We start from the raw sequence: 23,323 nt of genomic DNA on the forward strand, positions 1-23,323 counted from the left end.
AAAACTAATATGAAAACCAGATACATCTTTACATGTCTTCTTCTAGCTTCCGGAATTATAAAAGCACAGACAAATTTCTCCACCGATCCACTGAATGCAGTTTTCGAAACTAAAGATACAGACCGGTTCTGGAAAGCATTTGATAAAATGGATGTCTCAAAAGAAAACCCTTTTAGAGATTATATCAACAACGGATCTCAAGGCGTAAAAGGTTTTATGGAATACCGCATAATCAATGCTGATTCTTTGTATATCATGGTAAAAAAGAGAAAAGACGACTATCTGAAAAGCCGTCATGTTCTGGCAGGAATCAACCGGAAAGAAAAAAGAATTAGGGCTGTTTACAGTGCATTGAAATACTGGTATCCACAGGCAAAATTTCCACCAATATATTTTGTATACGGAAGGTTTAATACAGGAGGAACATTTTCTAAAGACGGAATTATGATCGGTACAGAAACTCTTCAGAATCTGGATGGCATTGCAGGACTTGTTTCCCATGAGACGATTCATTTCCAACAGGATATCAAAGGAACTGATAACCTTTTAAAATACACATTAAGCGAAGGAAGTGCCGATTTTATTAGTGAATTGGTGTCTGGAGAAACCAATAACAGCCCATTTTATCAATATGGAGAGGCCCATTCTGATAAACTGTATAAAGAATTTGTAACTGTATTAAAGAAGAATGATCCTACAGACTGGCTGTACGGAACCAGTAAAAAAGATAACAGGCCTAACGATCTGGGCTATTGGATGGGATATAAGATTTCTGAGGCGTATTTTAATAAACAGTCAGATAAGCATAAAGCTATTGACGACATCTTACATATTCAGAATCCTCTTCTGTTTCTTAAGGAGAGTGGCTTTCTGGATCAGTATATCAGAGAATATGCAAAGCAAAAAAACATAAAATTCGAAGATTTTTTTAAAGAATAAAATGGATTACTGCGGGTAATTATTGTATGAAGCGTGTCAAGGTTTTAAACCTTGACACGGTTAAAATTTCAAAAGCAATCAATTGATCATCAGTAATCCATAAAATTCGAGTCTTCAAATTCTTCTATTCATAGGAAATTAGGTAAATTTGTCTAACAAAAGTTTTACAAAATGTCGAAAAAAGCAATATTGGCCATTCTTGACGGATGGGGATTGGGAACAAACCCCAACGTTTCTGCAATAGATAAAGCAAATACACCATTCATAGACAGCTGTTACCAAAGATTTCCCCATACTACGCTTGAAGCAAGTGGATTGGCTGTAGGTTTACCAGCAGGACAGATGGGAAATTCTGAAGTGGGACACATGAACCTGGGAGCCGGAAGAGTCGTTTACCAAAACCTGGTAAAACTGAATATGGCTGTTGAAAACGGAACATTAGGGCAGGAAAAAGTGATCCAGGATGCTTTTGAATATGCTAAAAGAGAAAATAAAAAAATACACTTTATCGGATTGGTTTCCAATGGAGGTGTACATTCCCATATCAATCACTTAAAAGGATTACTGACCGCTGCAAAAGAATTCGGACTGAATGAGAATGTTTTTGTTCATGCATTTACCGACGGTAGAGACTGCGATCCGCATTCAGGGTTAGGATTTATCGATGAGCTTCAGAAGCATATGGAAGCCACTACCGGAAAGCTGGCAACAGTGGTAGGAAGATACTATGCCATGGACAGAGATAAAAGATGGGAACGCGTAAAATTAGCGTACGGTGCCCTTGTAGAAGGGATAGGAGAACAGACAACGGATGCTTTGGCAACAATCAAGATGTATTATGATAATAATGTAACCGATGAGTTCCTGAAGCCTATTATTCTCATGAATACCACCGCTACAGGAAATGTAGTACCGGTAGCAAGAATCATTGAAGATGATGTGGTGATCTGCTTCAATTTCCGTACAGACAGAGGAAGAGAAATTACAGAAGTTCTTTCCCAGAAAGATTTCCCGGAATTTGGAATGAAGAAACTGAACCTGTATTACATCACATTAACAAACTATGATAAAACATTTCAGAATGTACAGGTTGTTTTTGATGAAAATGTACTGACGGAAACCATGGGCGAAATTCTTGAAAAAAATGGAAAAACCCAGATCAGAATTGCAGAAACAGAGAAATATCCGCACGTTACTTTCTTCTTCTCAGGAGGAAGAGAGGAGGAATTTGCAGGAGAAAGAAGGCTTCTTTGCCCAAGTCCGAAAGACGTTCCTACCTATGACCTGAAGCCGGAAATGTCAGCCTATGATATCACTAATGCTATCGTGCCGGAACTGGAGCAGGGAACGGCTGATTTTGTTTGTTTGAATTTCGCCAATACAGATATGGTTGGACACACAGGTGTTTTTGAAGCCGCTGTAAAAGCCGCTGAGGTGGTAGATCAGTGCATTGAAAAAGTAGCTACAGCTGCCTATGAAAACGGATATGCTGTTTTCATTCTTGCCGATCACGGAAACTCGGATGTAATGATCAATCCAGACGGAACTCCAAATACTCAGCACTCTACAAATCTGGTTCCTTTTATCGTTATGGATAAAGACCACACATGGAATTTAAAACCAGGAAAACTGGGTGATGTAGCCCCTACAATCCTTAAAGTAATGGGTGTTGAAATACCAGATGCAATGACTGGAGAAGTTTTGGTTAATTAATATTCAATAATATTGTTAAAAAAATGCCGTTATGCTTTTGTAGCGGCATTTTTTTTATGATTTATGTCAGATAAGGTATGACTTGCATACTTTATTATGCGTTAAATAATAAATAAATCATATCTTTGTAAATTAAAACTGAATAGTAAAATGTATCAAAAGCTTGTTAGGAAAGAAGTAATGGGATTATTGGAAAAGGAAGTAGGTTCTTTTCTTGATAAATTTTTAACGCCAATTGAAAAAATCTGGCAGCCTTCCGATTATTTACCAGATCCTTCAAGCGATGAGTTTAAACACGACTTAGAAGAAATTCAGACTTTTGCCCGTGAAATGCCTTACGATCTCTTTGTAACATTAATCGGTGACTGTATCACAGAAGAAGCACTTCCTTCTTATGAGTCTTGGTTAATGGGTGTTGACGGAATCAATCAGGAAGAAAAAGTAGGCTGGGCCAACTGGGTAAGAGCATGGACTGCTGAGGAAAACAGACACGGAGATTTATTAAACAAATATCTTTATCTGTGTGGAAGAGTAAACATGAGAGAAGTGGAAATCACGACTCAATACCTGATCAATGACGGATTCGATCTGGGAACAAGTATGGACCCCTACAGAAACTTCATTTATACAAGCTTCCAGGAAACCGCTACCAATATCTCTCACAGAAGAGTAGGAACATTGGCAAAACAATCCGGAAACGGAAAATTAGCAAAAATGTGCGGGGTAATTGCTGCAGACGAAGCAAGACACGCTAAAGCATACAAACATTTCGTAGCAAAAATCCTTGAAGTTGACCCTTCAGAAATGATTCTTGCCTTTGAAGATATGATGCGTAAGAAAATTGTAATGCCTGCTCACTTAATGAGACAATCCGGACAAAAAGCGGGTGAGCTTTGGGGACATTTCTCAGATGCCGCACAAAGATGTATGGTCTACACAGGTCAGGATTATATCAATATTATGAAAGACCTTTTAGATGAATGGAAAATTGAGCACGTAAAAGGACTTACAGAAAAAGCAGAAAAAGCTCAGGAATACCTGATGAAGCTTCCTGCAAGGCTGCAGAAGATCACAGACAGAGTTTCTACTCCGGATCTTCAGTTCCAGTTTAGCTGGGTAAAAAGCTAATAAGATCTTTATTATTATTTAAAATATAAAAGTATTGAGTGCCTTTCTTTTTGGCACTCTTTTTATTTCTTATCTTTGCAAAGCTAAAAAAAGAACAAAATGTTAAATAATAAAAAGATTGCTGTTGACTTTGACGGGACTATTGTTGATGACGCTTACCCGGCCATTGGAAAACCGAAAACTTTTGCATTCGAAACTTTGAAAAGACTTCAGTCTGAAGGATTCAGATTGATACTTTGGACTTACAGACACGGAAAAACGTTAGATGAAGCAGTAGAATTTTGTAAAAAAAACGGAATAGAATTCTATTCTGTGAACTCAAGCTTTGAAGGAGAAGTTTTTGATCCTGAAAATCAGTCCAGAAAATTAGATGCAGACTGGTTTATTGATGACAGAAACTTAGGAGGATTTCCGGGATGGGGCGAAATTTACAACATCATTCAGGAAAGAATAGAATTCCGAGTAGAAGGAAAAGAAGTTCTTGCTTATTCAAAACTTAAAAAAGAAAAGAAAAAAGGACTTTTTTGGTAAAATATAGAAATTAGAAGCCTGATATTAGAGGTTAGTTTTTAATATCAAGTGCTTTTGGTCTTTTATAATTTATAGGAGAAAGTTCATTAGATAGTGGGAAGTAAAAATAAGCATAACGCTGGCTTCTGACATCTAATATCTAACATCTATACAACAATGATTCAATTAAAAACGATAGACGAATTACGTCTGATGAAGGAGAGTGCCCGACTGGTTTCTAAAACATTGGGAATGTTGGCAAAAGAAATTAAACCGGGGATTACTACCTTATATTTAGATAAACTGGCTCATGATTTTATTAAAGATCATGGTGCTGAACCCGCATTCTTAGGATACGGAGGATTTCCAAACTCTCTTTGTATCTCTCCGAATGAGCAGGTAGTTCATGGTTTCCCAAACAAAGATGTAGTGAAAGAAGGAGATGTTCTTTCTGTAGACTGTGGAGTTATTCTTAACGGTTTCGTAGGAGATCATGCCTATACTTTTGAAATCGGGGAAGTAAAACCTGAGGTTAAAAAATTATTGCAGGTTACCAAGGAATCTTTATACAAAGGAATTGAGCAGGTTGTCAGAGGAAAAAGAATTGGAGATATCTCCCATGCCATCCAGACACATTGTGAAAAAGAAGGATATGGAGTAGTAAGAGAGCTTGTAGGACACGGATTGGGTAGAAAAATGCACGAAGATCCACAAGTTCCTAACTATGGAAGACAAGGAAGCGGAAAAGTAATTAAAGATGGTTTAGCCATTGCAATCGAGCCGATGGTTAACATGGGAACTGAAAAAGTAAAGTTCCATAATGACGGTTGGACAGTAACGACTTTAGATAATATGCCATCTGCTCACTTCGAGCATGATGTAGCTGTGATCAACGGTAAGCCCGTATTGCTTTCTACATTTGATTATGTATACGAAGCTTTAGGGATTGTAAGTGATGAAGAAAAGCAGTTCCAACTGGATTTTTAATGAAAAAGGTAACGAAGCTTTTACTGAATAAAATTCCACGCCCTATGCTTATTAAAATGAGCATCTGGGCAAGACCGCTTATTTATCAGTTTTTCAAAGGTGACAAATTCTTTGATCCTATTGATGGAAGATCTTACAGAAAATTCCTTCCCTACGGATATGGAAAACAAAGAGAAAATGCACTTTCTCCCGGAACGTTGAGTTTGGAAAGACACCGCCAGATGTGGCTGTATCTTCAGAACGAAACCGATTTTTTTATTAAAAATTATAAAGTGCTGCATATTGCTCCCGAACAGGAATTTTTGAGAAAGTTCAAGAGAATGAGCAACCTGAATTATATTTCAGCAGACCTCTATTCTCCCATTGTAGATGTGAAAGCTGATATTCTGGATTTACCTTTCGAAAATGACAGTTTTGATATCATTTTCTGTAATCATGTGCTGGAACATATTGAAGACGATGCCAAAGCAATGAGCGAGCTGTACAGGGTAATGAAACCTGGCGGATGGGGAATTCTTCAGGTTCCGATGAAAAATTCGTTGGAGAAAACCTACGAAGACTTCACGATAAAAGACCCAAAAGAACGTCAGAAACATTTCGGACAGTACGATCATGTTCGTTGGTATGGAATGGATTATTTTGACCGCTTAAGAAAAGCAGGCTTCGAAATAGACCCCAACTTCTATTCACAGAAATTCTCTGAAGAAGAAATAAAAAAATTCGGGCTAAGACATAATGAAATCTTACCTGTAGTTTATAAAAAATAAGATAAAAACCGTTTCAATAACTGAAACGGTTTTTTATATACATGAAATGTTCTGTTTTTATTCTTTAACAAAAGGGTAGGTCTTATAATTTTCTATCGTTACAATATATTGCCCTTTCTGTAAACTGCTTGTATCAAGTGATGTTTTGTTGCCGTTAGTTGTGGTTTCAAACACTAGTTTTCCTGACAAATCGTAGATCTTAAGAGGAAGGTTTTTCTCAATATTTTCAAGATGCAAAACTTCTTTTACAGGGTTAGGGTATGCTTTGAAATTTTTCGTTACTGCAGCAGCTTCTTTAGTGCTCAATTGGTCAGTATTGTTATAGTAGATTTTATTTCCCGAAGGATCTGTAATCACCAAAGTCTTTACACTTCCGTTGGTTGTGATCTGATAACTGTATATTGAGGCGTAAGCTCCTAAGCCATAAATGTCACAGTTTTTCTGATCATAGGCACGCACAGGTGCTGCATTTCCTCCGTTATAGAACAAAAGAGTACATGCGCTTGACGTTTGGATCAGATTGTTGCTTCCGGGCATAATCCCGAAACCCATCATAGAAGTGTTGTAATATCTGGAATTAATAACATAGCTCGTTCCTCCCGCCGAATTAAATGTAGTCGCGGGAACTCCGTTATCTATTAAAGGTGTATTGGTAGTCTGCCCGCTGCTTGTGACCATTTTGGAAATATACCAGTTGTTGGAAAGCAATTCGGAGGTTTGCTGGGCAGTCAGTAAACCACCTGCTAAAAGGAATAGAATTTTTTTCATAGGTTAAAAGTTTCCGGTAAAGATATAAAAGAATTTCTTTTTCTTGTCAAATAAATCAAAACCTGAAAATGATTAAAAAAACCGCCTTCAGTACGAAGACGGTTCCCATTTTTAAATATAGATAGAAATTTATGCGCTTTTTAATGTGAGGAAGAAACAGCCTTTAATCCTACCACAGAGCCAATAAGCGTTACAATAAAAAATACTCTCCAGAAACTTACAGGATCTTTAAAGAATATAATTCCCATTAAGGCAGTTCCCACAGCTCCGATTCCCGTCCATACAGCATAAGCAGTACCAATAGGCAAAGTTTGAGTAGCTTTGATCAGTAAAAGCATACTGATTGTCATTGTGATCAGAAATCCTGCATACCAAAGGTACATTTCAGTTCCGGATGTTTCTTTTGCCTTTCCCAGACATGATGCGAAGGCAACTTCAAATAATCCTGCGATAACTAATATTAACCAATTCATTTTTTAAAATTTTACTACTGCAAATTTCAGAATTTGACAGGAGAAAAAATTTTACAATTGTTAAAAAATGAAATTGAGAATAGTTGTGAGGAAGGAAGATGGAAGCTGGAGGATTTGAATAGAAGGCTGCCATCAGATCAATAGGAGCGGACTTTAGTCCGCTTATAATATAAAAGATCATTCCGTTGGCTTTAGCCCAAACATAAATTAAGGATCAAAGAATTTTTTAATCTACTTGATTTCGGCCCGTATTCTACTCAAACTCACCTGCGTAATTCCAAGATAAGAAGCAATATAACCCAGCTGAACTCTTTTAAGTAAGTCCGGCTGATAATTAATAATATCTTTATAACGTTCCAGAGAAGTTTTGAACTGCCTGGAAATAATCAGTTCTTCAGATTTTATCATTTCTGCTTCTGCCAGCTTTCGTCCCCAGTTGGCAATATGAATATCTTCATTGAACAGTTTTCTTAGGTTTTCTGTTTCCATTCTGTACAGATCACAGTCTTCAAGTAACTCAATACTTTCATAGCCAGGTTTGTCCTCTACATAGCTTTTCATCGAGAGAATACATTGTCCCTCACTTCCGAACCAGAAAGTAATATCATTGTCAGCTGTTGAAGAATAAGCGCGTGCGATCCCTTTTCTTATAAAATAGAGATAAGGAATCACTTTATCAGCTTCCATCAGACAAAAGCCTTTAGGATGGGAAACTTCGGTGATATGCCCTTTTAAACTGTTTTTTGAGGTCTCAGGAAGAAGGTAAACCTTATCAAGAATCTGGTCTATATTCATAAAGATGAATTCTAATAGTCAAAAATATCAGTTTTAGACAATGCAATACAAAATTATTGGATATTTTTTATTAGAAATATTGTAATAAAATTATTCCGAATTCAACTTATTTATCGTCAAAATTACAAAGGAAAGAGCAAAATTCCCCTCCTCTGGAGGGGTGGCGAAAATTCAAAGAATTTTTGACGGGGTGGTTTAAGCTTTTACAATCCTGTATTTCACAATATAACTCTCTTTTTTCTTTAAAAATCAAGATTAACTGTAAAGACCAATTTTGTTTTACTAACTTTGCAGTTCGTAATATTATTTTTATGCACAAAGCTGGATTTGTAAATATAGTTGGAAAGCCCAATGCGGGAAAATCGACCTTGCTTAACCAATTGATGGGAGAGAAGTTGGCGATTGTAACGCAGAAAGCTCAGACAACCCGCCACAGAATTTTTGGTATTTATAATGAAGATGATCTTCAGATTGTATTTTCTGATACTCCGGGAGTATTGGATCCAAAATACGGACTGCAGGAGAAAATGATGGATTTTGTAAAGGACTCTTTGCAGGATGCTGACGTTTTCCTGTTTATTGTAGATGTTACCGATAAAGCAGAACCATCAGAATTTTTAATTGATAAATTGAATAAAATCCCTGTTCCTGTACTTCTTCTCCTAAATAAGGTAGATCAGACGGACCAGGCAGGTCTTGAAAAGTTGGTAGAAGACTGGCATGCCAGAATTCCAAAGGCTGAAATTTTACCTATCTCTGCATTGAATGCCTTCAATACAGAAGTTATTTTACCTAAAATAAAATCTCTGCTTCCTGAGAATCCACCTTACTACGATAAAGACCAGTACACAGATAAACCTGAAAGATTTTTCGTTAATGAGGCCATCCGTGAGAAAATTCTTTTGAACTATGATAAAGAGATTCCTTACTCTGTAGAAGTTGTGACTGAACAGTTCAAGGAGAAAGAAGGAATTATCTTTATAGACTCTATTATTTATGTAGAAAGAGATACCCAAAAAGGAATTATTATCGGGCACAAAGGAGAAGCGATTAAAAAAGTTGGAACTGAAGCCAGATTAGACCTTGAGAAGTTTTTCACCAAAAAAATTCATTTAAACCTTTTTGTAAAGGTGAAAAAAGACTGGCGAAAGAACGACAGAGATCTTAAAAATTTCGGTTACAGATAGACTAAAATAGCTTGTAATCCCGTTGTATTAAAAGATTTTTTACTACCTTAGTATAAATTTTTTAGTACATGAACTATAATAATTCAAATTCAAGCTCAATACCTAAAGATATTGTTTTATTAGTGGTGAGAGTGTTTGTAGGTTTTGCCATGCTTTCTCATGGCTTTCCAAAACTTCAGATGCTGCTGGCAGGTGGTAAAATCGAGTTTTTTGATTTTCTGGGATTGGGACCGCAGGTGTCATTGATCCTTACGGTTTTTGCTGAATTTGTTTGTTCAATACTCCTCATATTGGGGCTTTTTACAAGAGTTGCTCTGGGATTTTTAATCTTTACAATGATTATTGCAGGTTTTGTAGTGCATGGAGCAGATCCATTCGAAAAAAGAGAAATGAGCCTTATCTATCTTTCCGTTTATCTTTTGCTTATGGTAATCGGAGCTGGAAAAGCTTCAGTAGATCATATGATTGAAAGAAGAAAAAGAGCTTCAGACTGGTAATCTTACAACAATACAAAATAAGGAAGGCACTTCAAGAAATGAAGTGCCTTTTCTCTTATCAATAATTACAGTTAGGCAAACATTCCCAGATCAGGGCTCCGTTTTCATCTCTTACTCTGCAGGCCATAAAGCCTGAATCGCATAATGGAGCACTTCCTCCGTTGATCTTTTTTAAATTTACCTTTGATAATTTTCATATTATTTTAATTTGTAAGATCAATGTAACAAAAAATAAATATGACACCAAAAGGAGTCTTATTTTTAATGTTAAAATTCTTTTAAAATTCACTACATTCGTAGAAAATGAATTTTATATGAAGATAAAACTGACTATTTGCCTTCTGGCATTTCTCAATTTTTACGATGCACAGGAAAATATTACGTATCAGAAACCTTCTGCTGAGATTTTAAAACTGGCAGATTATGAAAGACCTCCAAGTGTTCTGATGAACAGCAAAAAAGACTGGATAGTGTTTACTTATCGCCCTACATATAAAACATTGGAAGATCTCAGTCAGAATGAAATGAAGCTTGGCGGACTGAGAATCAATCCGGTAACCAATATTTCAAGCAGTATGACCTACTCAAATAATCTGAAGATCAGAAAGATCGATGATAAAAATGAGATTCAGGTAAAAAACCTGCCTTCCAATCCAAAAATTGCTTACGTCTCCTTTTCACCAGACGAAAAGAAACTGGCATTTACCAATACAACAGCTAAAGGAGTGGAGCTTTGGATTGTGGATATGGAAACTGCAGCTGCCAAAAAAATTACAGCCGATAATCTGAACGCCAACTTAGGAATGCCTTATATTTGGTATAATGACTCTCAAAACTTTCTGATCAGAACTCTTCCACAAAACAGAGCCGCTCTTATAGATGCAGACAAAGATCTTCCGACAGGTCCGATTGTTTCTACAGCTGATGGTAAAGTCTCTCAAAACAGAACCTATCAGGATCTTTTGAAGAACCCTCAGGATGAAAAGAATTTTGAAACCCTTACTGCTTCTGAAATTTATAATGTAGATCTTACAGGAAATCTTAAGAAACTGAAAGATCAGGATATGTATGCCGGCTTAAGTTTTTCTCCGGACGGAAATTACCTGTTGGCTACCGTGATTAAAAAACCATTCTCCTACATAGTGCCGCTCAGCAGATTTCCATCAGCAACATTGGTCTATGATATGAAAGGAAATACTGTAAAAACAGTAAATGATGTTCCTTTGAATGAAATCATGCCAAAAGGATTCTCCTCTGTAAGAACCGGAAAAAGAAGTATGGCATGGAGAAGTGATGCTCCTGCCACTCTTACCTTTGCTGAAGCTTTGGATGGAGGAGATCAGTCTAAAAGCGCAGATTTCAGAGATGAGATATTTACCTGGGAAGCTCCGTTTACAGCATCTCCTAAATCCTTTTTCAAAACAAAACAAAGATATAGAGACGTAGTCTGGACTAATGATCATTATGCCATTGTTTCTGAAGGCTGGTATGACACAAGAAATACAAAATCATATTTGCTGGATCTCAACAACGGAGAATCTAAAGTTTTCGATGACCGGAATTACCAGGATGTTTATAGTGACCCCGGAAACTTTAACACTACGAAGAATCAGTACGGAAGATATGTGATTGATATGAAAGGTGGAAAAGCTTATCTGATAGGAGATGGGTTTACCAAAGACGGACAGCATCCTTTTATTGATGAAATGGATGTAAAATCCCTGAAAAAGAAAAGACTTTACACTTCGAATGTAAAAAATGGTAAAGAAGAAATCATTGATATTCTTAATGCATCAAAAGGTGAAATTCTTACAACTCAGCAGTCACCAAGCCTGTACCCTAATTACTTTAAAAAGAATATTAAATCCAGCAAAGCAGAAGCTGTCACCAACTTTGCCAATCCTTTTGAAAGCATCAAAGATGTTTACAAAGAAGTGATTACTTACAAAAGAAATGATGGTGTTACGTTAACGGGAACTCTTTATCTTCCTGCCAATTATGACAGAAAAGCAAAAAAAGAGAAACTTCCTCTGTTAATTTGGGCTTACCCTACAGAATATAAAGATAAAAATACGGCAGGGCAGAATACCCAAAACCCTAACGATTTTACATTTCCTTACTACGGATCTTTTGTATACTGGACGACGAAAGGGTACGCTGTTCTTGATGATGCTGCTTTCCCGATTATCGGAGAAGGAAAAACAGAACCTAATGATACATTTATTCCTCAGCTCGTAGCCAATGCAGCGGCCGCCATTGATGCGGTAGACCATTTAGGATATATCGACAAAAAGAAAGTGGCTGTAGGAGGACATTCCTACGGTGCATTTATGACGGCAAACCTTCTGACCCATTCTAACCTTTTTGCCTGTGGAATTGCAAGAAGTGGTGCTTATAACAGAACGCTGACACCATTCGGATTCCAGAGTGAGCAGAGAAATTATTGGGATGTTCCGGAAATTTACAACACAATGTCTCCGTTCATGCATGCAGACAAAATGAAGACACCGCTTCTTCTGATTCATGGGGATGCAGATAATAATCCGGGAACATTTACATTGCAGACGGAAAGATACTTCCAGGCACTGAAAAATCTTGGAGCTCCGGTGAAAATGGTTCTTCTTCCTAAAGAAGCCCACAGTTACCAGGCGAAAGAAAATATCTTACACGTTTTATGGGAACAGGATCAGTTCCTTGAAAAGTGTTTGAAGAAATAAATGACAAAAGAGACTGTTTGCTATAAACAGTCTCTTTTTTTGATTAAAAAATATAATAAGGAAGTTGTATTAAAACTTAAAGTGAAGCTCATCTTAATGATCTTATCCTCTTAATAAAACTTAATGGTTTTAAAAATTAAAGATGCTTCAGAATTTCATTAATACTTGTAAGCTCTATAAAATTAGGATGTTCCAGGTTTACATCATGCTGTTCATGACTCCAGGTGACATGATAAGGAATATGAGCAGCATAACCACCGATTTCTAATACCGGCAGAACATCTGATTTGATAGAATTTCCAAGCATCAGAAAGTTTTCAGGTTGGCAGTCGAGATGTTTCAAAAGCTTTTTGTAGTCGTGTTCTTTTTTGTCACTCATGATTTCAATATGATGAAAATAATCCTGTAATCCTGAATTTTTCAGTTTACGTTCCTGATCCAGCAAATCGCCTTTTGTGGCAACAACCAGTCTATATTTTCCCTTTAAGCTTTCAAGGGTTTCAGTAACACCATCCAATAATTCTATTGGTTTCTGAAGAAGCTCCTGACCCAGATGAATAGCTTTGTTAACCAACTCCAATGACGCTGTATTATTAGAAACTCTAGTGATGGTTTCAATCATACACAGCATAAATCCTTTTACGCCATAGCCATACAAATGGAGATTCTGCATTTCTGTTGTAAACAATTCCTGTGATACCGAATGTTGTGGAAGATAATTCTCAAGGAGTATACAGAATTCTTTTTCTGCTTCCTGAAAATAAGGTTCGTTGATCCAAAGCGTGTCATCTGCATCAAAGGCAATCGTAGTAATATGATTATTCATTTTTGTTTTGTAATTTTCTGTCCGCAAAATTCAATATAAAAAGTCAATAAGAAAAGGACATTTGTCCCGGGTGAATATGCTAAGAACGAATCAGACATTTTTAAACTATCTGGATGAACTGTATAAAAAGCAGAATGATAGTGATGATATTATAGTAAAACCTTTCTCTGCAGGGGATAGAATACTGGTACAGGATCATCAGCTTTCTCATGTCATGCTGATCAAAGAAGGCATTGTCAAATGTTATTTCGTGGAAGAGAATGGAAAAGAATACATTGTAGAATTTCTGGGAAGCGGTGAGGTAATAGGAGAAGTAGAGCTTATCAAGAATATCAATTGCTTATGCAGCATTGAAGCGCTCTCGGAAGTTACCGTATATGCTGTAAAGATTCCTGCTTTTAAATCTTTGATTAAAAATGATCTTGTGCTGAACCATCTTCTTTTAGAGTCTTTCGCAGAACGGATTATTAATACATCCAGCAGAGCATCCTATCAGCAACTCTATACGGTAGAACATACTTTGAAACAGTTGCTTCAAATGCAGTCTAAGCAAAATATTCAAATTTCCAAAGAAGATATGGCTGCCTATCTCGGAATTGCAGTAAGAAGTTTAAATAGAATTTTAAAAGATTTGAAATAATTTTGTTGAATATGCTAATGGAATTACGGTAATTTTTCCCACAGATTGAGGAGATTGCGCAGATTTTTCACTAGCGATCTTAATCAGCATAATCCTCGAGCAATAAAATGATCAGAATTTAATTTTATGCGAGGTAAAATCGTTGCGCCTTAAAAATATTCTAGCTTTCAATCTTATTGCGCCTTGCTTATTTCAAAAAAAATTAAAAGAGATGTGGGTGTTGGTGTTATTTCAAGGGGTTTTTCTGTTTTAATATTAAAATTTGGATAAAATACATGAAATCTACAGGGTGTTTTTAAAAATTTGTATTTTTGTATTAGAATTAGTTGAATCTAATATTCATGGAAAAATTAAAATTCAGAAATGCTGAGTTGGCAGATTTAAATAAAATCGTAGCCATCTACAACTCAACCATTGCTTCAAGAATGGTCACTGCAGATATGGAAGAAGTCTCTGTAGAAAGCAAGTTAAAGTGGTTTGAAGAACATAATTCTCAGACAAGACCTCTTTGGATAGTTGAAGATGACCAGAAGCAAACCGTTGGTTGGGTAAGCTTCAGTTCATTCCATGAAAGAGCAGCTTACAGTGGTACGGTAGAAGTGAGCATTTATCTGGATGAAACCTCCAGAGGCAAAGGATATGGGAAAACCATTCTTCAGTATTGCATTGATAACGCTGGAAAGTTTGGAGTAAAAAACCTTGTAGCGCTTATTTTCCTTCATAATGAGCCAAGTTTAAAACTATTCAGGCATTTTGGATTTGAAGATTGGGGAAGTCTTCCTAATGTAGCGATTCTGGATGGTGTGGAAAGAAGTCTGAAGATTTTAGGGAAGAGGATAGATTAAATAGAACATGAAAATAAATACCTTGTGTCTATTTGTGAATTAATTTGTGCTATTGGTGTTTAGAAAATACACATAATCCTGTAGATGTAAGAAAGGACATAATTCAACGTTCTGTTTTAAGAAGAATAAAAAAAGCTGTCTCAAATTGAAACAGCTTTTTTGCTTTTATGAATTCTGCTTAATTCTTTTTGCAGACATATTCAGGAATCGTTTCACCAGGAAAACAGCGGAAACCGTTAATCCCAGTCCCAGTGCGATCCACATTCCGAATGCACCCATTTCCAAAGTAACACAGAAGAAGTATCCTAAAGGAATAGTGATTACCCAATAGGCAATGAAGGTATAAATAGAAGGAATTTTAACATCCTGTAACCCTCTCAGCATTCCCAAAGCGGTTACCTGAATTCCATCAGAAAGTTGGAATAATGCAGCGATGATCATCAGTTTTGCAGCCAGGGTAATAACTTCTACTTCTTCTTTTTTGGTGAAGAAGGTAGGAAGAATATTTCTGCCTAAAATAAATACCAATCCGCAGATACACATAAAAATAAAGGCAATTTTCAGGTTGTTGATTCCTACCTTTCTCAGTTCCACAAAATTCTGTTCACCCAGTTTTCTACCAATCATGACCGTAGAGGCAACACTGAATCCTACACATAAATTGAAGGTAAATGAAGCCATGCTTAAAGCAATCTGGTGAGAAGCAATATCGTGAGCAGAAATCAGTCCACAGATAAATGCTGCTCCGGCAAACGCGGTTACTTCAAAAAACATCTGTAAAGCTGTAGGTAATCCGAGTCTCACCATTTTATCAAACATCTGCTTTGAGAAATCCTGAATTTTTAAAGAGAAATCTTTGATATAACGTCTTGTTCTTTCTTCTTTCACCAAAACAAAATAAAGAAAAACCACCATGAAAATTCTGGAAATCAGAGTAGCCAGTGCAGATCCTTTTACCCCCATTGCCGGAATTCCCCAAAGTCCTTTGATGAAGACATAGTTTAAGGCAATATTGATGATATTGGCAATAATGGTTGCTTTGGTCACTCCAATGGTATAGGATAAACCTTCAGAAACTTCACGAAGCGTCTGAAATGCCATGAATGGAATCATACTGATCACCATGATGCTTAAAAAGCTTACCGTATCAGGAATAATCTTAGCGGGTTGTCCGGAATGATAGAGCAGCGGCATTCCTAAAAGGAGAATGACCATCAGGATAATCCCAACCGACATATTGATAATAAAACCGTGGCTGAACACAGAATTGATTGTAGCGTGATCCTGTTTTGAATGCGCTTCCGAAACCAATGGCGGGATCGCAAATGAAAAGCCCAGTGCTAATACAAATATGGAGAAAAACACAGCGTTTCCCAATGAAACTGATGCCAGGGCATCAGCACCCAACAATTTACCGACAATAATATTATCAAATAAGTTTACTGAAACTTGCCCCACCTGAGTAAGCATTACAGGCAGAGCCAAAGTCAGGCATTCTTTTGTATAATTTTTGTTTAAAAAGTTCATAATATTTTAAGATTCATATAGTTTATTATTCAAATAAGGTCAAAAAAAAAATTTGCAGTGGTAACACTGCAAATTTTTATAATATGGTAAATAATAAGGTATTATTTCCTTACAAAACTTGCAACGTCACCTTCGGAAACAGTGTTTCCACCAAGAATAATCAGCCTCTCGACAACATTCCTTAACTCCCTGATATTTCCAGTCCACGAAAGTGCTTTTAAAGCATCAATAGCTTTATCGTCAAACTTTTTCGCAGCAGTACCATGCTCATCAGCAATCATACCCGAAAAATGCTCAACCAATAATTTGATATCTTCTTTTCTTTCATCCAACGGTGGAACATAGATTTCAATAACAGAAAGTCTGTGGTAAAGGTCTTCTCTGAATTTTCCTTCCTCAATTTCTTTCTGCATATTTTTATTGGTTGCCGCAATTACTCTTACGTCAACTTTAATTTCTTTATCACTTCCCACAGGAGAAACTTTGCTTTCCTGAAGTGCTCTCAATACCTTAGCCTGAGCAATAAGGCTCATATCTCCAATCTCATCCAGGAAGATCGTACCACCATTAGCCTGCTCAAATTTTCCCTGTTTATCTTTAATAGCCCCGGTAAAAGATCCTTTTACGTGTCCGAAAAGTTCAGATTCAATAAGTTCAGAAGGAATAGCAGCACAGTTGACCTCCACCATAGGACCTCTTGCACGGTCACTCTGATTATGGATTTCATGAGCTACCAGCTCTTTTCCCGCACCGTTGGGTCCTGTAATCAGAACTCTCGCATCAGAAGCTGCTACCTTTTCAATCATATCCTGAATCTTTTGCAGAGCAGGAGAAGTACCAATCATCTGGTATTTCTTACTTACTTTTCTCTTTAAGGTTTTATTTTCCGTCTGAAGATTCTTATTTTCTTTCTTCAGGGTTTCTTTCACCAATGCATTTTTTACACTTGTAATAAGTCTGTTGATATCAATGGGTTTGGAAATAAAATCATATGCACCCTCTTTCAAACAGGAAACAGCGGAATCGATGTCTGCGTGTCCTGAGATCATGATAAAAGTAGTTTCTGGTTTTAAGGCAAGACTTTGTTTCAAAAGCTCGGTTCCTGAAAGCTTTGGCATTTTAATATCAGAAATCACCAATGCGAAATCTTCTTTTTCTACCTGTTTGTAACCTTCAAGGCCATCTTCGGCAATAACAAATTCATAATCGGTGAGTTCATCCGAAAGAATACTGTGAAGTACTCCCGAGATTGCTTTTTCGTCTTCTACTATAAGGATTTTTTGCATAGTTGCAAATTTAAATTTTTTGTTTCAATTATTAGCAAAAACTGTACCTAAATATTCTATTTGGAGTAGTCTCTTCTCCCAAAAATGGCAGATCCAACCCTCACGGAGTTAGCTCCACACTCGATCGCTATCGGGAAATCGTCACTCATTCCCATTGATAAGGTATTTAGTGTTTTTAGTTGATTTAATTCATCAAAAAGCTTCTTAAGGGTTGAAAACTCATTTCTAACCTGCTGCTGGTCATCGGTGAATGTTGCCATTCCCATTAAACCAGTCATTTCCACATTGGGAAAATTACCTGCAATACATTGTTGGAAGAGATCTTTTGCCTCAGAAATTTCAAGTCCGAACTTGCTTTCTTCTGCCGCAATTTTTACCTGTAGGAGAACTTTAATTTTCCTGTTGTGTTTTCCTGCTTCTTTATTGATTTCTGTCAATAATTTTTCAGAATCCACACTTTGTATGGTATCTATAAAAGGAGCAATGTACTTCACTTTGTTGGTCTGTAAATGACCAATCACATGCCATTGGATATCCTGAGGAAGGAGAGGGGCTTTTTCCATCAGCTCCTGTACTTTATTTTCTCCAAAAACCTTTTGCCCAAGATCATATACTTCCTGTACTGCAGAAACCGGATGGGTTTTAGAAACAGCAACCAGCTGCACATTGGATGGCAGCTGGTTTTTTATAGCGTTGTAGTTCTCTTTAATACTCATAATACAAATGTCCGAAAATTCTCCGAATGTTCAAAGTGTAGTGATATCAGGTCTGAAGTGGTTATTAATTCAAAACCTCATTGATCTTGGGATACTGAGAGATTTTTCTGAAGACAAACTTGTTGCTCTTCTGCAATTTTTCAATAAACATATCCAGTTCATTGATAGAGTCTGCATCTCTCAGATACTGGTCATGGGTAAGGAATACCAGGTGTCTTGAAGTCTTTTCCAGGTCGTTCAGGAAAATACTGTCTACTTTCTTGATCATGGCTTCATGACTTCCTTTTAAAGTCATTTTTTGAGAAGGTCTCCATTCAAGATCCCAGCCAATTACTTTGTAACCTGCTTTTTTAAGACCATCTGCTGCAGCTGTTGAGCTTTTGATATCTGTTACGTTAATATTGTTGAGTCTCCAGATATTTCTTCCCGGAGTTCTTGCTATTTTATCGGTAAGCTTCAGACTGTCTTTGGCGATATCAAAATCGTGAACTACAGCCTGTGCATTTTTATAAAAATCAGTGTATTTGTTATGGGCATGCGTGAAACTGTGATTGGCAAGTTCTACAAGAGGGTTCTGCTTCAAAAGCAGAAGATCGTCTTTTTGTCTTTTACTTCCATAAGCATGTTTTCCTACCAGAAAGGCAGTGGCACAAACATTTCTCTTGTCCAGGATTTTTAAAAGGTTTTCTGTCCCCTGATTGGGGCCGTCATCGAAAGTAAGATAAATTACTCTTTTATCCGGGTCTACACTTTCTTCTTCCTTATTATCGGGGACTATTTCTGCGGAAGGATGTTCCTGTGAACTGACGACGGGGTCAGTATTCACTTCATTTTTGAAATTACAGCTGTTCAGTAATGCTGAAGTTGCACTCATCAATGCAACCATCCCGAGAAAAGTCATATTTCTTGACTTTCCCGCAAAAATTTTTCTCATAAAGATAATGGAATTTAAATTGTTAAAAATCGTTAAAAATAACAGTTGAAAATTAACAAATTATATGCCAAGCTGTGCAGTGTTTTTTCTTTTTAAGTTTATTTTAAGAACTTTATTTTAAGGGAGATTTCCATTACCTGACGAATTGTAAATTTATGATTTTCTTTTCTTTAAAATTTAACATTTATAAATGTGAAAACGATAGTATTTTTCTATGTCTGTTAAGATTTTAATATTCTTCAATTGACGGGGAATTATTTTATTTTAACAAAATCAAATCATTACAGCCCGTCTATTATGTTAGAATGCTTTTTAAGTACAGGGAATTTTTGATAGCTGCTGTTCCCCAGGTATTATTGAAGAAAATAAATGAGGTTTGCGTGGTATTTTTAATCTTTTCGGCTAATGCATCCATGAAATCTTTACTATATTCTGATTTGTAAAGAACAGGTTTTCCATGAAGCCTGTAATAGAGTATTTCCGGATGATTAATAATAAGATCTTCGGGAAGATTGCCGGGAAAACTGACCCCTGAGAAAATAATATTGTGCTTTTTTAAAAGATCAAAAATTTCCTTTTGCCACCATGAGTTGTGGCGGAATTCAATGACGTTAAGAAATCTGTGATCAATATTATCAATGATCCGCTCTGTATTTTCTGCTGTGTTTTTAAAGGAAGGAGGAAGTTGGTACAGAAATCCGGAAAGCTTATCTTTCAGACTGTCCTGAATGTGGTTGCAGAAGAGAGCAATCTCATCTTTGGAATTTTCAAGCCGGTTTTGATGCGTAATAGCCTTTGGAATTTTAATGAAAAATCTGAAATCGTCAGGTGTTTCATCATGCCACTTCGTCAGTGTTTTTGAAGTTGGTTTTCTATAAAAAGTAGAATTGATTTCTACGGCATTGAATGTGGTTGAGTATAAAGAAAGAAAATCTTTACTTTGGGCATTTTCAGGATATAAAGACCCTTTCCAGTCGTTATTGTAAAATCCCGAACATCCTATGTAAAGATTTTCTTTTGTCATGTTATTATTTTATATCCAGATCCACGGAGTTTAATCTCAATGAATTCAGTATCACAGACAGGGAACTGAAGCTCATGGCTGCAGCTGCAATCATTGGTGATAAAAGAATTCCAAAGAATGGATACAATAATCCTGCCGCAACCGGAACGCCCAGTACATTATAGATGAATGCGAAGAACAGATTCTCTTTAATGTTTTTGAGAAGTTTTTCACTAAGCAATTTAGCTTTTGCAACGCCTAAGATATCTCCTTTCAGTAAAGTAATTTCAGCACTTTCAATCGCAACATCTGTTCCTGTTCCCATGGCAATTCCCACATCAGATTGGGCAAGGGCAGGAGAGTCATTGATTCCGTCTCCGGTCATCGCTACGATTTTACCCTGCTGTTGGAGTTTCTTTACCTCATTCAGCTTATCTTCAGGAAGACAGTTGGCTTTGAAATGTTTGATTCCTAATTCATCAGCAACAGCTTTTGCGGTATGTTCATTATCTCCTGTCATCATGATAACGTCTATTCCTTCACTCAGCAACTGCTTAACAGCTTTTTTCGAGCTTTCTTTGATTTTATCTGTAAAGCTTACGAATCCCAGTACCTGCTGATCCTGTGCGATATAGGATATCGTGTGGGCTTTAGACTGAACTTCTACTGCTTTCTGTTTTAAGCTGTCAGGAATCATAATCTGATGGGAGGTCAGGAGACTTTCATTTCCAAGATAAGCAATCTTACCGTTGATATTTCCTTTCACTCCTTTTCCGGAGATATTCTCAAACTGTTCTACTTTTTCAGCCGTCAGATTCTCTTCTTTTGCTCTTTTTATTACGGCATTGGAAAGTGGATGTTCAGAATTTTGATTCAAAGAAAAAGCCAGTTTTAAAATCTGATGCTGATCCCCGTTTATGGTTTCAATATGTTCTACTGAAGGTTTCCCTTCTGTTAAAGTTCCTGTTTTATCGGTAATCAGAACATTTACTTTATTCATCTGCTCAAGAGCTTCTGCATTTTTGATCAGGATTCCGTTTTTAGCACCTTTCCCGATTCCAACCATTAAAGACATTGGAGTGGCCAGTCCAAGGGCACAGGGACAAGCCACAATTAAAACTGCAACAGCATTTACAAAAGCAAATAAGGTTCTTTTTCCTTCCGGACCGAAAAACTGCCACAGGATGAACGTAAGAACTGCAATAAGAATGACTACAGGGACAAATACTTTTGAAACCTTATCTGTAAGTTTCTGGATAGGAGCTTTGCTGCGGCTGGCTTCATTCACCATTTTAATGATTTGGGAAAGAAGGGTTTCATCACCTACCTTTTCTGCCTTCATAATGAATACCTGATTGCCATTTATGGTTCCTGAAGATACTTTATCGTCAACATTTTTTTCAACAGGAACAGGTTCTCCGGTAATCATACTTTCATCTACAATAGAATTTCCCTCGGTAATTTTTCCGTCCACAGGAATTTTTTCGCCTGGTTTTACTTTTAATAAGTCGCCTATTTTTACCTGAGAAAGCAGCACTTTCTTTTCTTCACCGTTTACCATCAGGTTGGCTTCATCAGGTGAAAGGTTCATTAATTCTTTGATGGCATTTCCTGTTTTTTTATGAGCTGCTGCTTCCATCAGCTGGCCTAAAATGACAAGGGTTAGAATCACGCAGACTGCCTCAAAATACAACGGGATTTCATGATTGTGCCCACGAATTTCATGTGGAATAATGTCTGGAAATATCAGAGCAACAATACTGAAAATAAATGCTGCAGCAACTCCCAGAGCAATAAGACTGAACATATTCAGGTTCCATGTTTTGAAGGAAACCCATCCTCTTTTCAACAGAAACCATCCTGAATAAAACATCACCGGAATTGTTAAAGCAAGTTCAATAAATCCCTGGATCTGATGAGAGAAAGGGAAGTTGATCAACATTCCTCCCATTGAAAGAATGAAAACCGGAATGGTAAAAACAAGTGAAAGAATGAACTTTCTTTTTAATATCGTATAGGTTTCATCTTCGTCATCATCACCGCTGTCAGGCATTCTTACGAGATCCATTCCACATATCGGACAGTCTCCCGGTTCGTCACGGATGATTTCCGGGTGCATAGGACATGTGTATTTTGCGGTTTTCTTTTCGGGATATTTTACAAGATCCATTCCGCAAACCGGACATCCTACATTGGAGTCGTAGGTTTTATCGCCTTCACAGTACATTGGACAGTAATACCTGCCTGCCATTTCATCAGTTACTTTAGGAGTTTCATGATGATGGCTATGGTCGTGATGATGGTGAGAATGAGAATGGGAATGAGCGTGATGCTGATGTGAGGTTGCTTTTTGAGCGAGTTCTTCAGTAATTGGCTCTAAATCCATATGACAGACAGGGCAGCTGCCTTTCTCATCGTATACTTTATCCCCTTCGCAAAACATCGGACAATAATGCTTTCCGATACTATCTTTAAAGTTTTCTGGAAGATTGGTTGATGAATAGGTTGGTTTGTGATTAGGATCTTTAGCCAGCTTTTCTTCAATAGGAACCAGATACATTTTGCATACAGGACATCTTTCGCCCTGTTTGAAATATACTTTATCTCCTTCACATTCCATTGGACAATAGTATACCGAAGATGGAGATACACGGTCCTGAGGTTTTACAAAGGCTGTTTCAGGATGACCGGGATCTTCAAGTCTGTATTTTCCTATCTCAGCCAGAGCATCATTTAATACTGAAAGTTTCACTTCATGATCAGAAGTAATGGTGGCGGTATGGGTTTCCAGATTTACATCGGCTTTAACACCATCAACACTGTTCAGTTGATTTGAAATTTTTTTCTGGCAGCCGGAACAGGTCATTCCGAGTATTTTATACTGTTGTTCCATGATTCTTAAATTTATACTACAAATTTCCAAAATGGAAACCTAAGGTTGTTATAAATTTAAGGATAATAGTTATAAAATTAGGTGAGTGGGAGAGTTTGAGAGTATAAGAGTTTGAGTGTTGTAGGGTGTGAGTGTTTGAGTGTTTGAGTGTTTGTACATGTGATAGGAATAT

General features: G+C 36.9%; 21 protein-coding genes. 11 read left to right on the forward strand and 10 right to left on the reverse strand.

The features are described from left to right. Window positions 1–9: 9 nt before the first annotated feature. From RAH34_RS11625 to RAH34_RS11650, 6 genes are all read left to right on the forward strand, one after another. Window positions 10–939 (forward strand): DUF2268 domain-containing putative Zn-dependent protease, encoded by a 930-nt coding sequence (locus tag RAH34_RS11625; protein WP_306596255.1) that lies wholly within the window; start codon window positions 10–12, stop codon window positions 937–939. Window positions 940–1,110: 171 nt separating this feature from the next. Then, window positions 1,111–2,652: a 2,3-bisphosphoglycerate-independent phosphoglycerate mutase gene (gpmI, locus tag RAH34_RS11630; protein WP_306596256.1), complete on the forward strand. Its 1,542-nt coding sequence runs from the start codon at window positions 1,111–1,113 to the stop codon at window positions 2,650–2,652. A gap of 150 nt (window positions 2,653–2,802) precedes the next feature. Then, window positions 2,803–3,780: an acyl-ACP desaturase gene (locus RAH34_RS11635; protein WP_034696739.1), complete on the forward strand. Its 978-nt coding sequence runs from the start codon at window positions 2,803–2,805 to the stop codon at window positions 3,778–3,780. Window positions 3,781–3,879: 99 nt separating this feature from the next. Then, window positions 3,880–4,311, forward strand: coding sequence for a BT0820 family HAD-type phosphatase (locus tag RAH34_RS11640; RefSeq protein WP_034696738.1), 432 nt, complete (start codon window positions 3,880–3,882; stop codon window positions 4,309–4,311). 156 nt (window positions 4,312–4,467) lie between these two features. Then, window positions 4,468–5,277 (forward strand): type I methionyl aminopeptidase, encoded by an 810-nt coding sequence (gene map, locus RAH34_RS11645; protein ID WP_114821895.1) that lies wholly within the window; start codon window positions 4,468–4,470, stop codon window positions 5,275–5,277. Next, window positions 5,277–6,044, forward strand: a complete 768-nt coding sequence (locus tag RAH34_RS11650) for a class I SAM-dependent methyltransferase (protein ID WP_034696735.1) — start codon at window positions 5,277–5,279, stop codon at window positions 6,042–6,044. The genes map and RAH34_RS11650 overlap by 1 nt, the downstream gene beginning before the upstream one ends. Window positions 6,045–6,101: 57 nt before the next feature. Here RAH34_RS11650 and RAH34_RS11655 read toward each other — a convergent pair whose 3' ends face one another. From RAH34_RS11655 to RAH34_RS11665, 3 genes are all read right to left on the reverse strand, one after another. Continuing rightward, window positions 6,102–6,812: a T9SS type A sorting domain-containing protein gene (locus RAH34_RS11655; protein WP_306596257.1), complete on the reverse strand. Its 711-nt coding sequence runs from the start codon at window positions 6,810–6,812 to the stop codon at window positions 6,102–6,104. Window positions 6,813–6,952: 140 nt separating this feature from the next. After that, window positions 6,953–7,285 carry a multidrug efflux SMR transporter gene (locus tag RAH34_RS11660; protein WP_089691156.1) on the reverse strand — a complete coding sequence of 111 codons (333 nt, stop codon included), beginning with the start codon at window positions 7,283–7,285 and terminating at the stop codon, window positions 6,953–6,955. A 231-nt stretch (window positions 7,286–7,516) separates the two neighbouring features. Next, window positions 7,517–8,080, reverse strand: a complete 564-nt coding sequence (locus tag RAH34_RS11665; protein ID WP_114821892.1) for a Crp/Fnr family transcriptional regulator — start codon at window positions 8,078–8,080, stop codon at window positions 7,517–7,519. Between the two features lie 311 nt (window positions 8,081–8,391). On the opposite strand from RAH34_RS11665, the gene era reads away from it, so the two are divergent. From era to RAH34_RS11680, 3 genes are all read left to right on the forward strand, one after another. Next, window positions 8,392–9,267, forward strand: coding sequence for a GTPase Era (gene era / locus RAH34_RS11670; protein WP_062670247.1), 876 nt, complete (start codon window positions 8,392–8,394; stop codon window positions 9,265–9,267). A 68-nt stretch (window positions 9,268–9,335) separates the two neighbouring features. After that, a complete protein-coding gene (locus tag RAH34_RS11675; protein WP_114821891.1) occupies window positions 9,336–9,764 on the forward strand; it encodes a DoxX family protein in 429 nt (142 codons plus the stop codon). A gap of 314 nt (window positions 9,765–10,078) precedes the next feature. Beyond that, on the forward strand, window positions 10,079–12,481 hold the full coding sequence (locus tag RAH34_RS11680; protein ID WP_306596258.1) for a prolyl oligopeptidase family serine peptidase: 2,403 nt from the start codon (window positions 10,079–10,081) through the stop codon (window positions 12,479–12,481). Between the two features lie 136 nt (window positions 12,482–12,617). Here the strand turns inward: RAH34_RS11680 and RAH34_RS11685 are convergent, their stop codons facing one another. Beyond that, entirely contained in the window at window positions 12,618–13,307 is a 690-nt protein-coding gene (locus RAH34_RS11685) for an HAD family hydrolase (protein WP_306596259.1), read from the reverse strand. 76 nt (window positions 13,308–13,383) lie between these two features. Here RAH34_RS11685 and RAH34_RS11690 point away from each other — a divergent pair, with 76 nt between their 5' ends. Together RAH34_RS11690 and RAH34_RS11695 are read left to right on the forward strand one after the other, a co-directional pair. Continuing rightward, window positions 13,384–13,947, forward strand: coding sequence for a Crp/Fnr family transcriptional regulator (locus RAH34_RS11690; protein ID WP_306596260.1), 564 nt, complete (start codon window positions 13,384–13,386; stop codon window positions 13,945–13,947). 341 nt (window positions 13,948–14,288) lie between these two features. Continuing rightward, window positions 14,289–14,792 (forward strand): GNAT family N-acetyltransferase, encoded by a 504-nt coding sequence (locus RAH34_RS11695; protein ID WP_306596261.1) that lies wholly within the window; start codon window positions 14,289–14,291, stop codon window positions 14,790–14,792. 165 nt (window positions 14,793–14,957) lie between these two features. On the opposite strand, the gene RAH34_RS11700 is transcribed toward RAH34_RS11695, so the two are convergent. The 6 genes from RAH34_RS11700 to RAH34_RS11725 form a co-directional block, all read right to left on the reverse strand. Beyond that, the gene (locus tag RAH34_RS11700; RefSeq protein ID WP_114821886.1) at window positions 14,958–16,319 is read right to left on the reverse strand and encodes an MATE family efflux transporter; all 1,362 of its coding nucleotides are present in this window, start codon (window positions 16,317–16,319) and stop codon (window positions 14,958–14,960) included. Between the two features lie 101 nt (window positions 16,320–16,420). After that, window positions 16,421–17,605 carry a sigma-54 dependent transcriptional regulator gene (locus tag RAH34_RS11705; protein ID WP_306596262.1) on the reverse strand — a complete coding sequence of 395 codons (1,185 nt, stop codon included), beginning with the start codon at window positions 17,603–17,605 and terminating at the stop codon, window positions 16,421–16,423. A gap of 56 nt (window positions 17,606–17,661) precedes the next feature. Further along, window positions 17,662–18,321, reverse strand: coding sequence for a YggS family pyridoxal phosphate-dependent enzyme (locus RAH34_RS11710; RefSeq protein ID WP_306596263.1), 660 nt, complete (start codon window positions 18,319–18,321; stop codon window positions 17,662–17,664). 64 nt (window positions 18,322–18,385) lie between these two features. Next, window positions 18,386–19,255: a polysaccharide deacetylase family protein gene (locus RAH34_RS11715; protein WP_114821883.1), complete on the reverse strand. Its 870-nt coding sequence runs from the start codon at window positions 19,253–19,255 to the stop codon at window positions 18,386–18,388. Window positions 19,256–19,550: 295 nt separating this feature from the next. Next, a complete protein-coding gene (locus RAH34_RS11720; protein WP_306596264.1) occupies window positions 19,551–20,279 on the reverse strand; it encodes a DUF72 domain-containing protein in 729 nt (242 codons plus the stop codon). A 4-nt stretch (window positions 20,280–20,283) separates the two neighbouring features. Beyond that, window positions 20,284–23,151 carry a heavy metal translocating P-type ATPase gene (locus RAH34_RS11725; RefSeq protein WP_306596265.1) on the reverse strand — a complete coding sequence of 956 codons (2,868 nt, stop codon included), beginning with the start codon at window positions 23,149–23,151 and terminating at the stop codon, window positions 20,284–20,286. Window positions 23,152–23,323: the final 172 nt, after the last annotated feature.

It is taken from the genome of Chryseobacterium sp. WLY505 (genome assembly GCF_030846215.1).
Lineage (GTDB): Bacteria > Bacteroidota > Bacteroidia > Flavobacteriales > Weeksellaceae > Chryseobacterium.